General features: G+C 72.1%; 10 protein-coding genes. 4 read left to right on the forward strand and 6 right to left on the reverse strand.

What is annotated here, in order from left to right; genetic code table 11:
- Nucleotides 1–10 precede the first annotated feature (10 nt).
- On the reverse strand, nt 11–1,555 hold the full coding sequence (locus OO70_RS16795) for a M1 family metallopeptidase (protein ID WP_043670959.1): 1,545 nt from the start codon (nt 1,553–1,555) through the stop codon (nt 11–13).
- 210 nt (nt 1,556–1,765) lie between these two features.
- On the opposite strand from OO70_RS16795, the gene OO70_RS16800 reads away from it, so the two are divergent.
- A complete protein-coding gene (locus OO70_RS16800) occupies nt 1,766–3,985 on the forward strand; it encodes an NADP-dependent isocitrate dehydrogenase (protein WP_043672589.1) in 2,220 nt (739 codons plus the stop codon).
- Nucleotides 3,986–4,085: 100 nt separating this feature from the next.
- Here the strand turns inward: OO70_RS16800 and OO70_RS16805 are convergent, their stop codons facing one another.
- Nucleotides 4,086–4,427, reverse strand: coding sequence for a DUF5713 family protein (locus OO70_RS16805; protein ID WP_043670962.1), 342 nt, complete (start codon nt 4,425–4,427; stop codon nt 4,086–4,088).
- An 84-nt stretch (nt 4,428–4,511) separates the two neighbouring features.
- Between OO70_RS16805 and OO70_RS16810 the strand changes: the two genes are divergently transcribed.
- Nucleotides 4,512–5,312 (forward strand): N-formylglutamate amidohydrolase, encoded by an 801-nt coding sequence (locus OO70_RS16810; RefSeq protein WP_043670965.1) that lies wholly within the window; start codon nt 4,512–4,514, stop codon nt 5,310–5,312.
- Nucleotides 5,313–5,380: 68 nt separating this feature from the next.
- Entirely contained in the window at nt 5,381–6,604 is a 1,224-nt protein-coding gene (locus tag OO70_RS16815; RefSeq protein WP_043672592.1) for a cytochrome P450, read from the forward strand.
- Between the two features lie 112 nt (nt 6,605–6,716).
- On the opposite strand, the gene OO70_RS16820 is transcribed toward OO70_RS16815, so the two are convergent.
- From OO70_RS16820 to OO70_RS16830, 3 genes are read right to left on the reverse strand one after another with little or no spacing between them, the layout of a single operon-like run.
- Nucleotides 6,717–7,268, reverse strand: coding sequence for a hypothetical protein (locus OO70_RS16820; RefSeq protein WP_199827330.1), 552 nt, complete (start codon nt 7,266–7,268; stop codon nt 6,717–6,719).
- On the reverse strand, nt 7,265–7,903 hold the full coding sequence (locus OO70_RS16825) for an RNA polymerase sigma factor (protein WP_078651432.1): 639 nt from the start codon (nt 7,901–7,903) through the stop codon (nt 7,265–7,267). Before OO70_RS16825 ends, OO70_RS16820 begins: the two co-directional genes overlap by 4 nt.
- Nucleotides 7,900–9,336 (reverse strand): S8/S53 family peptidase, encoded by a 1,437-nt coding sequence (locus OO70_RS16830; RefSeq protein ID WP_043670973.1) that lies wholly within the window; start codon nt 9,334–9,336, stop codon nt 7,900–7,902. The genes OO70_RS16825 and OO70_RS16830 overlap by 4 nt, the downstream gene beginning before the upstream one ends.
- A gap of 109 nt (nt 9,337–9,445) precedes the next feature.
- On the opposite strand from OO70_RS16830, the gene OO70_RS16835 reads away from it, so the two are divergent.
- The gene (locus OO70_RS16835) at nt 9,446–12,049 is read left to right on the forward strand and encodes a CHAT domain-containing protein (RefSeq protein ID WP_043670976.1); all 2,604 of its coding nucleotides are present in this window, start codon (nt 9,446–9,448) and stop codon (nt 12,047–12,049) included.
- A 342-nt stretch (nt 12,050–12,391) separates the two neighbouring features.
- Here the strand turns inward: OO70_RS16835 and OO70_RS16840 are convergent, their stop codons facing one another.
- The gene (locus tag OO70_RS16840; RefSeq protein WP_043670979.1) at nt 12,392–14,287 is read right to left on the reverse strand and encodes a LuxR family transcriptional regulator AbsR2; all 1,896 of its coding nucleotides are present in this window, start codon (nt 14,285–14,287) and stop codon (nt 12,392–12,394) included.
- Nucleotides 14,288–14,315 lie beyond the last annotated feature (28 nt).

The raw sequence follows: 14,315 nt of genomic DNA on the forward strand, positions 1-14,315 counted from the left end.
ATCAACTGGCCTAGAGCGTCGCCGAGTTGTCGTGGTGGTGCCCGCCGGTCCGGCTGTGCGGGACGGCGAGTGACGGGTTCACCGGCGTGACCGTCCAGTCCGGATGGCCGGGCATGCGCGGCGTCGTCGTACCGTAGAGCCAGTCCCGCAGGAAGCCGGACAGGTCCTGGCCGGAGACGCTCGACGCGACGGCGATGTAGTCCTCCGTCGTCGCCGAGGAGTCGCGGTACCGGGCGAGGAAGGCGCGCTCGACGGCGTGGAAGGCGTCCTCGCCGATGAACTCCCGCAGGGCGTACAGGACAAGGACGCCGCCCAGGTAGCGCTGGCTGTCGAACAGGTTGGCCGCGTTGGGGGCGGCGACCGGTCCGGAGTCGTGACGCCACTGGTCGCCGCGCGCGTAGGTGTCCTTCATGCGGGCTTCCATCGTGGTCAGGCCGAGGGAGTCGGCCCAGCCGCGCTCGTAGCGGTACAGCAGCCCGTAGAAGTCGGCGTGACCCTCGTTCAGCCACAGGTCGGCCCAGGTGGCGGGGCTGACGCTGTTGCCGAACCAGGAGTGGACCAGTTCGTGCATCATGTGCGAGCCGATCTTGCTCTCCACCTGGAGCAGGAAGTTCGGCTTGTACAGGGTGAGGGTCTGGGTCTCAAGTCCCGTGAAATCAAAGGCCGTCGGGCTGTCGGAGTTGCAGGGCAGCAGTCCGTATGTCTCGAACGGGAACGCCCCGAGGCGCTGCTCCAGCCAGTCCACGAGTCCCGGCGTCAGCGCGAGCGCCGGTTCCAGGGCGGTGGCGCGCGCGGTGGGCACGACGTCCCGCAGGGGCAGCCCGTGCGGGCCCTGCCGGTCCTTGATCACGTAGTCCCCGACCGTGAGCTGCACCAGCTCGGTCGCCATCGGTGAGCGCGAGCGGTAGCTGAACGCGGTCCGGTCGCCGTCCAGCCGCTCGGTGCACACCAGTTGACCGTTCGCGACCCCGCGCAGCCCGTCCGGGACGGTGATCCGGAACGTGAAGTCGGCCTTGTCGCTGGGGTGGTCGTTGCAGGGGAAGACGGTGTGCGCCAGGTTCGGCTGGCCGCACACCGCGAAACCGTCGGGGGTGACGACCCAGCCGCCGGTGGGCGCGGCGGCGCGGCCCGGGTCGGCGGAGTACTCCACGCAAACGGTGACCCTGGCCCTCTCCGGGAGAGTTCGGGCGGGCGTGATCCGCAGTTTCTCGCCGGCCTGCTCGAAATCGGCGCTACGGCCCTGGACGCGGACCGCGTGGATGTCGAGGCCTAGGGCGTCGAGGGAGAACCGGGTCAGGGACTCGGTGGTGCGCAGTTCTATCGTGACCGTGCCGTCGACGAGCTTCGTCGTCGCGTCGTAGGCGAGGTCGAGGTCGTAGGAGCGGACGCGGTAGCCGTCGTTGCCGAGACCCGGGTATACCGGGTCGCCGAGGGTTTCCCCGCCCTCGCTCCCGTTCCCCCGTCCGGCCGCGAAGGCCGGGGAACCCACGGTCAGTGCCGTGGCCGTACCGATCAGGGCGGCCACCGGGGCCGTCACTCTGGTGCGATATCTCATGATCCGCTTTCGCTCGGGCGGCCGGGTGGTCAGCCCCGGCCGTCGGTCAGTGAAGGTGATCCACCCCTTACTGACTGCCGGACCGGGCGGTCGGTTGCCCTTGATCGACGGACACGTGTTCGCGCAGTGCGGACGGACCGCTGTCGAGTGCGACCGCATCAGGAGATATCTTGATGTCGAGCAATGTTGCAGACGTGGAGCGGAGCACCGGTGACTGACTCGACCATCATCTATACGCACACTGACGAGGCCCCGGCCCTGGCGACGTATTCCTTCCTGCCGGTGGTCCAGGCGTACGCCTCGCAGGCGGGTGTCGCCGTGACCACGCGGGACATCTCGCTGGCCGGGCGCATCATCGCCGTGTTCCCGGAGTACCTCACCGAGGACCAGCGGATCCCGGACGCCCTGCACGAGCTGGGCGAACTGGCGAAGACGCCCGAGGCCAACATCATCAAGCTGCCGAACATCTCGGCGTCCATCCCGCAGCTCAAGGCCGCCGTGGCCGAGCTGCAGGAGCAGGGCTACGCACTGCCGAACTACCCGGACGACCCGAAGACCGACGAGGAGCGGGACATCCAGTCCCGCTACGACAAGATCAAGGGCTCCGCGGTCAACCCGGTCCTGCGCGAGGGCAACTCCGACCGGCGCGCCCCCGCCTCGGTCAAGAAGTACGCCAAGACCCACCCGCACCGCATGGGCGCCTGGTCGGCGGACTCCAAGACCAATGTCGCCACCATGGGCGAGAACGACTTCCGCTCCACCGAGAAGTCCGTGACGATCACCGAGGCCGGTGCGCTGCGCATCGAGCTGGTCGCCGAGGACGGCACCACCACCGTGCTGCGCGAGTCCGTACCCGTCCTCAAGGACGAGGTCGTCGACGCCTCCGTGCTGCACGTCGCCGAACTGCGCGAGTTCCTCACCGCGCAGATCGCCCGCGCCAAGGCCGAGGACATCCTCTTCTCGGTGCACCTCAAGGCCACGATGATGAAGGTCTCCGACCCGATCATCTTCGGCCACGTGGTCCGCGCCTTCTTCCCGAAGACCTTCGAGCAGTACGGCGCGACGCTCGCCGCGGCCGGTCTGTCCCCGAACGACGGTCTCGGCGGCATCCTCAAGGGCCTGGCCGCGCTGCCCGAGGGCGACGCGATCAAGGCGTCCTTCGACGCGGAGATCGCCGAGGGCCCCGCGCTCGCGATGGTCGACTCCGACAAGGGCATCACCAACCTGCACGTGCCGTCCGACGTCATCGTCGACGCCTCGATGCCGGCCATGATCCGCACCTCCGGCCACATGTGGGGCCCGGACGGCGCGGAGGCGGACACCCTCGCGGTGCTCCCGGACTCCTCCTACTCCGGCGTCTACCAGGCCGTCCTCGACGACTGCCGCGCCCACGGCGCCTACGACCCCTCCACCATGGGCTCGGTGCCGAACGTCGGCCTGATGGCGCAGAAGGCCGAGGAGTACGGCTCCCACGACAAGACCTTCGAGGTCCAGGCCGCCGGTACGGTCCGCCTCGTCGACCAGGCCGGCAACGTCGTCCTGGAGCAGTCGGTCGCCAAGGGTGACATCTTCCGCGCCTGCCAGACCAAGGACGCCCCGATCAAGGACTGGGTGAAGCTGGCCGTCACGCGTGCGCGTGCCACCGGCAGCCCAGCGGTGTTCTGGCTGGACGAGACCCGCGCGCACGACGCCCAGCTGATCGAGAAGGTCAAGGCGTACCTGCCGGAGCACGACACCGAGGGCCTGGACATCCGGATCCTCGCGCCGGTCGAGGCGACCCAGCTGTCGGTGGAGCGCATCCGCCGCGGCGAGGACACGATCTCCGTGACCGGCAATGTGCTGCGCGACTACCTGACCGACCTCTTCCCCATCCTGGAGCTGGGCACCAGCGCCAAGATGCTGTCGGTCGTCCCGCTGATGGCGGGCGGCGGCCTCTTCGAGACGGGCGCCGGCGGCTCCGCGCCGAAGCACGTCCAGCAGCTGGTGAAGGAGAACTACCTGCGCTGGGACTCGCTCGGTGAGTTCTTCGCGCTGGTCCCCTCCCTGGAGCAGTACGCGACGTTCACGGGCAACGCCCGCGCGCAGGTCCTCGCCGACACCCTCGACCGCGCGACGGCGACCTTCCTCAACGAGGACAAGTCCCCGACCCGTCGGGTCGGCGGCATCGACAACCGCGGCAGCCACTTCTTCCTCTCCCTGTACTGGGCGCAGGAGCTGGCCGCGCAGACCGAGGACGCGGACCTCGCGAAGGCCTTCGCCGGTCTCGCCGAGACCCTCGCGGGCGCCGAGCAGACGATCATCGAGGAGCTGGGCGCGGTCCAGGGCAGCCCGGCCGACATCGGCGGCTACTACCAGCCCGACCCGGCCAAGGCCGCGAAGATCATGCGCCCGTCGACGACGTGGAACGAGGCGCTGGCTTCGCTGAGCTGACGCAGGCTCTCCGAGTCACTCCGCCCCGGCCGGGATTCTCCGGCCGGGGCGGCTGCGTTCGCGCGACCCACTCCGCCACTCACGAGCCCCACTCCGCCGCTCACCAGTCCCGTACGGCGATCAGCTCCTCCACGTCCGCGTCCGCGAAGCCGTACGCGTTCGCCACGAACCAGAAGTCCTCGGCTATCTCCTCGCGCGCCACGGTCTCGATCTCGCTGTCGGCCGCCTCGAAGTCGTCCTGAAGGGCGTTGAACTCCTCGGTGGCGACCTCAGTGAGGGCGTACAGCGCGGGCAGGTCGGCGGGCCGCTCGGTCTCCATGCGCTCGCACAGGCGCAGCAGGATCGCCTTGCCGAGGTCCACCACGCGGTCGGGGTAGTAGTCGTCCCGGTACAGCGCCCGCAGGAACGCGTGCTCGGTGATCTGCTGGTTGCTGACGGGCATGGTGGTGCTCCCCCGGTTCGTGATCGTCGTTGCCGATACCTTGATCCTGCACCACGCCACTGACAACGCCTCCGGGAGCCGCCCGTGACCCCCTCCGCGCCGTCCTTCGAGCTGCTGCCCGGCGCCGCCGACTCCCCTGTGATCCTTCATGTGCCGCACTCCGCGCGGGAGATACCGGCTGACGTCCGCTCGGGCATCCTGCTGGACGACCCGGCGTTGGAGCGCGAGCTGGACCACATCACCGACAGCCACACCGCGCGGATCGCCGCCGAGGCGGCACGCGCGTGTGCGGTCACCCCGTGGCGGTTCGTGAACCGGCTGTCCCGGCTGGTCGTCGACCCGGAGCGCTTCCCGGACGAACGGGAGGAGATGCTCGCCGTGGGCATGGGCGCGGTCTACACCCGCACCACACACCGCGCCGATCTACGGCCCGCCGACCACGACCCCGAGCCGCTGATCGACCGCTACTTCCGCCCGTACGCCCGCGCGATGACGGAGGCGGTCGCCGACCGGCTGGCCGTGACGGGCCGGGCCGTCGTCATCGACCTGCACTCCTACCCCTCCGCCCCGCTCCCCTACGAACTGCACGGCACCGGCCCCCGACCGCCCGTCTGCCTGGGCACGGACGCCTTCCACACCCCTCCCACGCTGCTGACGGCGGCGCGCGAGGCGTTCGCGGAGTGCGGGGAGATCGGAGTCAACAGCCCCTTCATCGGTACCTACGTCCCGCTGGAGTTCTACGGCAAGGAGCCGGCCGTGGGCGCCCTGATGGTGGAGCTGCGCCGGGACACCTACATGACGGAGCCCGGCGGACCGCCCACCGGCGCCGGAGTCACCCGGCTCGCGTCCGCACTGGCGACGCTCGTGGACGCCGTATCCGAATAGCCTCCTCCGCCCTCCGGCTGGAGCACTCCCGCAGGACAGGCGGTCGGAGGCGTACGAGGGTGGACAGCATGACCGAGGAGACCACCACGCTGACCGGCCAGGCCCCGCCCCCCGTCCGGGACTGGCCCCCGCTCGACCTGACCGGGACGGAGTTCGACCCGGTCCTCGCGGAGCTGATGCGCGAGGGCCCGCTGACCCGGATCCGGCTGCCGCACGGCGAGGGATGGGCGTGGCTGGCCACCCGCTACGACGACGTGAAGATGATCACCAATGATCCGCGGTTCGGCCGCGCGGAGGTCACCACACGTCAAGTGACGCGGATGGCCCCGCACTTCAAGCCGCGCCCGGGGTCACTGGCCTTCGCCGACCAGCCGGACCACAACCGGCTGCGCAAGCCGGTCGCCGGCGCGTTCACGGTCGGCGCGATGAAGCGGCTGCGGCCCCGGGCGCAGGCGCTGCTCGACACCCTGGTCGACGGGGTCGTGGCGGATGGGCCCCCGGCCGACCTGATCGAGCGGGTCCTCGAACCCTTCCCGCTCGCCGTGGTCAGCGAGGTCATGGGCGTACCCGAGGAGAACCGGGAGCAGGTGCACACCTGGACGCGGCAGATCATCTCCACGTCCGGCGGCGCAGAGGCGGCCGACCGCGCCAAGAACGGCATGTACGCGTGGATCACCGACACCATCCGTGCCCGCGCCGACAGCGACGGCACCGATGTCTATTCCCTGCTGGGTACCGCCGTCGCCCGCGGCGAGATCAGCGAGCCGGAGGCGGTCGGTCTTGCCGGTCCGCTGCAGATCGGCGGGGAGGCGGTCACCCACAACTGCGGCCAGATGCTGTACCTGATGCTCACCCGCCCCGAGCTGCTGGAACGCCTGCGCGCCCAACCCGAGTCACGGGAAGCCGCGTTGGATGAACTCCTCCGTTTCATCCCGCACCGCTCCTCGGTCGGGCTGGCCCGGATCGCCCTGGAGGACGTCGAGTTGCACGGACTGCGCATCAGCGCGGGCGATCCGGTCTACGTCTCCTACCTCGCCGCCAACCGCGACCCGGCAGTCTTCCCGGACCCGGACCGCATCGACGTCGACCGCGATCCCAACCCCCACCTGGCCTTCGGCAACGGCTCGCACTACTGCACCGGCGCCGTGCTGGCCCGTCTGCAGACCGAACTCCTCGTCGACACCCTGCTGGACCGGTTGCCGGGGCTCCAACTCGCCGTCCCCGCCGAGGAGATCGTCTGGCGCCGCAAGACCATGATCCGGGGGCCGCAGACGCTGCCGGTGACCTGGTAGGTGGAAGTGGCTTGTGCGCGAGGACGGAGGAGTCCTGGACGGAGGTGTCCTGCACTCCGTCCTCGCGCACCCGCGATAAAGCCCGCACCCGCGATCAGGCCCGTACCTGCGATCAGGCCCGCAGCCACTCCGTGACGACCACCTCTCCGCCGGCCCGCAGCCGTAGCGCGAAGGGGCCGGTCGGGGGTGCGGCGCTGGTGAAGCGGCCCATGGCGTCGGCCGTGAGGGTGGTGGGGCGCAGGGTCTGTGGGCCGGTCAGGACCTCGATGCCGGCCGGCTGGGGCGGCATCACCTGGCCCATCAGGCCCTCGCTCGTCACCTCCACGTCGACGCTGAGCTCGCCCGCGGTGAAGGTCAGCATGCGGGGGACGTCCGTGGCCCCTCTGACCGGGATCGCGTCGACCAGGGAGTCGAAGGTCAGCTCCGCGAGTCGGGCGTCCAGGTCGTATAACGCGTAGGCGTCCATGGCGAGTTGGCGCAGTTCGGCGGGGACCGGGTCGAGGATGGCGGCCGCCTGGCGCAGCTCCTCCTCCAGGAGACCGTCGTCGAACTCCCCGCCGTCGTCGGCCTGTTCGCTCTCCAGGTCGTCGAACTCCTCGTCGTCGAAGGGCTCCTGGCCGAAGGCGTCGAACGCGCCGAAACCGTCGTCGTACATGCCGTTCACAGCGCCCTCCCGGCGTCCAGTCGGGCCCGCAAGCGGCGCAGGCAGCGCTGGCGCATGGGTCCGATACTGCCGACGGCGATCCCCAGGCCGGCCGACACGTCCAGGTAGCTGGGCGGCGGCGAGGCCATCAGGACGCGCAGCAACTGCCTGCACCGCTCGCCCAGTTGCTCGAACTCCTCCCACAGTCGCCGGATCCGCTCGGCCTCGGACGCCTCCTCCTCGGAGTCGATCAGGGACTGCTCGGGGGTGCGCTCCTCGCTGATCCGGTCGAGCAGTTGGGGATCGTCCGTGGGCATGAGTCGCCTTAAGCCCTTGATCACTTTCAGGCACTCGTTGCGTGCGGTGCTGGCCAGCCAGGAGCCGGCCTTCTCGGGTTCCCGGATCCGCCGCAGATTCTGGGCGAAGCGGAACCAGACGGTCTGGTACACCTCGTGGGCGTCGGCGTCGGAGAGCCGGTGGGCGCGCACCACTGACCAGACCAGTGGGCTCAGCCCTTCCACGATCGCCTTCCAGGCCGCCGCGTCGCCGTCGACGGCGGACTGGACGAGCGCGCCGACTTCCTTACGGTCCACGGTCCCACCCCTCGTGTACGGCAGGCCATCGTACGCCGTGGAGGGGACGGTTCCGGCCCTCATGCCGGAGGGGAGAGCGGCACGACGGGCACCGGGCGCCAGGTGGGTGGGCGCAGCGCCGGTACGTGCGCCCCGCGCACTTCGGCGTACTCGGTGTTCGCCGCGAGGAGTTGCCTGCGGGCGGCGCGGGCGTCGGTCTCCTTGTTGGCCGTCATGAAGGAGGCGACCATGCCGGCGGCGACCGGTGTCGCGAACGAGGTTCCGCTCCAGTGCGCGAGCCCCGTGAACGTCACCTGGTCCGGCGTGCCCGGTTCCGTCTGCCCGTCCTGGCTCAACACGCCTGTGTGATGGGGGTTTTGGCAGGTGCAGGAGTAGGTGAAGCCGAACCGGCAGGCGTCGTAGGTGGTGTGCTGGTAGATGTACGGCGTGGGTGCGAGGAAGCCGGTGAGGGGGCCGATGAGGCGCTCGCCGGGGGCGTAGGCCTTGACCCAGGCGCCGTGGTTGCTGAAACAGGCGCCGAACTCGCCGTCGCTGCGCAGCGCTCCGACCGACAGGACGACGTCCTGGTAGTCGGGGAGGTCGGCGTAGGCGGCGGGCCAGAAGGGGGTGGCGCTGGCGTTGTTGCCGGCCGCCGCGACCAACAGGGTGCGCTGGCCCCGGAGTTCCTGCATGAATGCCTCGACGCCGAGGAGTCCGTCGGTACGGCCGTTGGAGGTGCCGGCGGAGAGGCTGATGACGTCGGGCCAGCCGTTCTGGTCGACTGCCGCGAACAGCGCCTCGCCGAACTCGGATTCGAGGATGGCGCCGACGTCGTTGAGCGTGTTGCGGACGGTGACCTCGGTGTTGGGCGAGACGGCCGCGACGAGCCCGGCGATGAACGTGCCGTGCCCTACGTACTGTTGGAGCACTCCCGCGTCGTCGGTCTCCCTGATCTGGGCGTCGCCCTGGACGTGGGCGAGCAGCGGGTACGACTGGTAGTCGTGCATGAGGCCGGTGTCGATGACGAGGACGGCCACGGCGGTGTCGGCGTCGTAACCGGCCTCCGCGGGCGCCGGGTTGGCGCCCTCGGTGAGCGGGGCGGGCACGGGCTCGTCGCCGGGACAGGCGTTCACCGCGATCGACACCACATGGTTGCGACTGACGAGTCGGCGCCCGGCGCGGCCCTCCGGCTCACGCAGGGCACGCAGCGCGTTCGCGACGGCGTGGTCGCCGCGCCGGTCGCCCTCGCCCGGGTCACCGACCTGGATGCGGGTGATACCGGACCGGTTGGTCTCGGGCCCCGCGCGGCGGACGGAGTCCCCGGTGAGGCCGGTGGCCTCGGTGAAGTGCGTGCGTACGGTGTCCTCGACGAGGCGGGCCTCCTCGCCGTCGCGGGCGAGCACGACGCCCTTCTCGTAGAAGAACTCGGCGGAGTCGTCCGGCCCCATCGCCAGGGGGACGTCGGGCATCGAGCGCTGGATCTGGTCGAACTGCTCGTGGAATCGCTGTGGTGCCATGGCGTGTCCTCCCACTGCGGCGGCGGTCGTCAATCAGAGCCGCGGGGCCGCTACTTGATACAGCACCAAACCTGTGTGGTCTGCACCTGGCACCACTAGCATGGGAGAAGTGACAGCGGGAAGCGACTCGATTCTCGAACTGCTGCCGATGGTGTTCGCGGCTCCGAGCGAGGCGCTGGCCGGTGCGCGGGAGGTGCTCGACACCGATCCGACGCCGTTCCGGGCCTCCGTGGCCCACCATGCGATCGGCATGTGGCAGCGGGACTTCGGCGATCTACGGCTCGCCCTCCACCATCTGCGGCGCGCCCGCGACCTGGCGGCCCGCGCGGATTCGGCGGACCGGGAGGCGGACGTCCTCGGCACGCTCGGCGTGGCCCTGGTGCACGCGGGCCGCACCCGGCAGGGCCTGGAGGCCTTCGAGCGGGGCATAGCCCGCGGCAGCGGGCAGACCCGGGCGCGGGTCCTGTACCGGCGGGCGTACGTGTGGTGGGTGCTGGGCCGGCACCGGGAGGCGCTGGAGGACGTACGGCGGGCAATTGCCGTGCTGCGGCAGGCAGATGACGTGATCTGGATCGCGCGGGCGATCACCCTGCGGGCGACCGTGCATCTGGCGCTCGGCGCGGTGGACAGGGCCGACGCCGACTTCACGGCGGCCGAGCGGCTGTGGGAGACCACCGGCCAGGAGCACGACAAGGCGGACGCGGTGGAGAGCCGGGGCCTGGCCGCGTTCCGGTCGGGCGACATCCCGGTGGCCCTGCGGCTGTTCGACGAGGCCGAGGAGATGTACGCCAAGCTCGCCACCCCGAGCTTCATGCTCACCGTCCGCCGCTGCGAGGTCCTGATGAGCGCGGGCCTCGCGGCGGAGGCGCTGACCTACGCCGATGCGGCGGTCGGGCTGCTCGACGGCATCGGCGGCCAGTCCACCCGCAAGGCGGAGCTGCTGCTGGTCGCCGCCCGGGCCGCGCGGCTCGCGGACGATCCGCACACGGCGATCGCGCGGGCGGCCGTGGCGGTACGGCTGTTCGCCGCGCAGCGGCGCACCTGGTGGGAGACGCATGCCCAACTGGTCCTGATCGAGGCCAGGTTGGCGGCCGGGCGCGCCTCGGGCCGACTGGTGGCGGATGCCGCCGCGGTGGCCGACCGGCTGGCCGCCTTCGGCTCGCCGTCCGCACCGGAGGCCTCGCTCCTCGCGGGCCGGATCGCACTGGCGGTGGGCTGGACGGCGGACGCGGAGCGGCACTTGGAGGTGGCCGCGCGCAGCAGACGCAGCGGTCCGCCACTGGCCCGGATGACCGGCTGGGCGGCGCAGGCGCTGCGCGCGCGGGCCGCGGGTTCCGGCCGTGGTGTGCTGGAGGCCTGCCGGCGCGGGCTCGACGTCCTCGACGATCACCGTACGACCCTGGGCGCCTCGGAGTTGCGGGCGCGGGCGACCGCGCAGGGCGCGGAGCTGGCCGCGCTCGCACAGCGCGCGAGCCTCGATTCCGGGGGCCCGCGACGGCTGCTGGTGTGGAGCGAACGCTGGCGGGCGACCGCGCTCTCCACGCCCCCCACCAGGCCGCCCGCCGACCCGGCCCTGCTCAGCGACTTGACGGCCTTCCGCGAGATCGCCGCCCGCGCGGAGGAGGCCCGGATGGAGGGCCGCCCGGTACCGGCCCTGGAACGCGAACAGCGGCGCCTGGAACGGGAGATCCGCTCCCGCACCCACCACATGCGCGGCGACGCCCCCGGCGAGGGCGACCGTTTCGACCCGACTCGCCTGCTGGCCCGCCTCGGTGAGGGCCGTCTGGTGGAACTCGCCGTGGTCGACGGCCGCGTGCACGCCCTTCTCTGCGGGGAGGGCCGGGTACGACGGTTCGAGGCGGGCCTGCTCGCAGAGGCGATGGCCGAGGCGGAACACGTACAGGCGGGGCTACGGCGCCTGGCGCATCCCGGAGCGGAAGCCAGGCTCCCCGTGGTGGAGGCGGCGGGCCGACGCCTGGAGGAGCTCCTCCTCGGCGAGGCGGCCCAACACCTCGGCTCCGGACCGGTGGTGGTGGTCCCACCCGGCCGACTCCACCGCGTCCCCTGGGCGTTGCTGCCCTCACTGCGCGAGCGGGTGCTCAGTGTGTCGCCGTCGGCGGGCAGTTGGCTCCGCGCCCTGGACACCGAACCGCTGCCCGGCGGACGCACCGTCCTGGTGCGCGGGCCCGGCCTCGCGACCGGCGGCGCCGAGGTCCCGGACCTGGCCGACCGGTACGGCAGGGCCACGATCCTGGAGCACGACGACGCCGAAGTCCCCCGCGTGCTCGCCGAGTTGGACGGAGCGACCCTGGCCCACATCGCCGCCCACGGCACGTTCCGCGCGGACAGCCCCCTGTTCTCGTCCCTGCGCATGGCCGACGGCCCGCTCATCGTCCACGACTTCGAACGCCTCGCCCGCAGCCCGTACCGGATCATCCTGTCCAGCTGCGACACGGCCCGCCTCGCCTCGGTCGGCGCGGACGAACTCCTGGGCCTGGTAACGGCGTTGCTCCCCCTGGGCACGGCGGGAGTGGTCGCGAGCAGCGCCCCCGTCAACGACGCCGCCGTGGTCCTGCTGATGCTCGCCCTGCACAAGGGCCTCAGCGCGGGCCTGTCCCTGGCGGAGGCCCTGCGCGACGCACGGGCCGCGTTGCCGGGGGACGCGGTGCATCAGGCGACGGGGTGGGCGTTCACAGCGTTCGGCGCGGCCTGACCGCCGGGGTGGCTCGGCCAATGCGGCGCGGGCACGAGGCGGACCGTCCCGAGCGCGGCGCGGTCTGACCCATCGGGGCGGCTCAGCCCATGCGCCGCAGGCACGAGGCGGGGCGTCCCGAGCTCGGCACGGCCTAACCCATCGGGGCGGCTCAGCCAATACGGCGCAGGCACAAGGCGAACCGCCCCGGGACCGACCGCCCCCGCTCGGCCACCCGCGCCCGCAGGCGTGTCGAGCGCGACCGGCTCGGTGCACGCGTCGAAGAAGTTCCGGGTGTCGACCTGCCGGGCCGAGCCCGACCCGTCGGCGTCACGGATCAGGCACAGCCCGGCAGGCCACCCGTCACGCCGACTGCGCCGCCGGCAGTTCCACCAGCCACGGCAGCGCCCCGCGGTCGCTCGCGCCGAGGCGGGCGTAGGCGCTGTAGAGGTGGTTGCCGACGGTGCGGATGGAGAGGGTGAGGCGCTCGGCGATCTCGCGGTTGCTGAGGCCCGCGGCAGCCAGGGTGACGATCTGGCGCTGGCGGGCGGTGAGTTCACCCAGGACGAGGCCGGACAGGGCCGGGGTACGGGCGCCCTGGCAGCGGCGGGCCAAGGCAACCGCGCGGGTGCGGGACATCCGGGCGGCGCGCGGGTCCCGGTGCGCCCGCACGGCCTGGGCATGCGCCTCCGCCGCGAACAGCAGGAACCCGCGCTGCTCCAGTTCCCCCGCCACCCGGTCCAGCGCGGGCCCGTCCCCGTCCACGAGGGCCTCGGCGTGCCGGGCGAGGACGGCCGGACCGTCACCGGGCAACCTGGCGAGCCGGCCGGCGACACGCTCGGGAGCGCCGAGGCGTACGGCGTCGTAGAGGACGTACGCGGCGGGCCTGCCGTCCTCGGCAGTGAGGCCGCGGCTCTCCTCGCCGTCCCGCCACCGATCGGCCGCGGTCTCGCGGGCCGCCTCCACATCGCCCCGTGCCACCGCCAGCCAGCTGCCCGCGTCGCCGGACGCGGGCCGGTGGGCAAGGGCCTCGTCGGTGGCCGGGACGTCGCCCGACTGGGTTGCGGCCAGGGTGAGTTCGACCGCGCAGGCCCGGTGCTCCGGGGTCTCCCGCAGTCCCTCCCGCGCCCATGCCGCCGCCTCGCGCAGCTCGCCCCGGAGCCTCGCGAACCGTGCGCGTACGGCGGCGTACCCGGCCGGTACCGGTGCGCCCTCCGCCACCAGCCACTCCCCCACCGGTGTCGGCAGCGGTCGTACGTCGGTGCGGTCGATGCGGTCGGTGAGAGCGGCACGTTCGGCCGCGAGGGCGGGGGTGCACTGGTCCGGGGTGCGGGCCAGTCGGCGGGCCCGGAGCCGGCCGGCGGCGGCGCGGAGCGCGGGGCCGTGCAGGGGGTGGGTGAGGCGGACGGCGCCGTGGTCGTCGAGGCGGATCAGGGCCTCGGCCTCCAGGCGTTCGAGGACGTCGAGGTCGAAGTCGTCCGTGGAGGAGGCCAACGGCTCGGCGAAGGCGAGGAGTTCGAGACTCTCGCGCTCCTCGGGGCCGGTGCGGGCGAGGACCTGCGCGGTGCGTTCGCGGACCGTCGCGGTGACCGGCACCGGGCCGCGCCACGCCCACTCGTCGGAGTCCGTCGCCCGGCTCAGCAGCCCGCCGTCGCGCACCGCGCCCAACAGGTCGCGCAGCAGGCGGAGATCACCTTGGCAGAGGCGGTACAGGCGGTTCACGGTGAGGGGTTCCAGCGGGCCGCCGGCGCCTGCCGTCAGCAGTTGGGCCGTCTCCTCGCGGGGCAGCGGTTCCAGCGCGAGGCGGGGCAGCAACTCGCCCGTCCACAGGCGCGAGACCGCGCCGGGCACCGGGTCGCCGTCGGCCACCACGACCACCAGGCGGGTACGGCCGTGGACGGCGAGCTGGTGGACGAGCGCGGCCGAGGAGTCGTCGAGCAGATGGGCGTCGTCCACGATCAACAGCCGGACGCCGGACAGGAGTTGGACCGCGCGGTGCAGGGAGACGCTCTCGGGCAGGAGGTGGGCGAACGCGGCGAAGGGCAGCAGCCGGGTCTCGGGCGTCCCGGTGACCTTGGCGCAGTCGCTGCCCCGGACGGCCTCGGTGACGAGCCGGGTCTTGCCCCGGCCGGCCGGACCGGTCACCACGATGCCGTGCCGCCCTGCCGTCAACGACCTGCGGATCAGTTCGAGTTCGTCCTCCCGGCCGGTGAACGGCCAGGGCAGTTCAAGGGTCTTCGCGTCCTGTTCGAAAATCATCACGTAGACATGAGTCGGGCTACTCACG

It is taken from the genome of Streptomyces xylophagus (assembly GCF_000716435.1).
Lineage (GTDB): Bacteria > Actinomycetota > Actinomycetes > Streptomycetales > Streptomycetaceae > Streptomyces > Streptomyces xylophagus.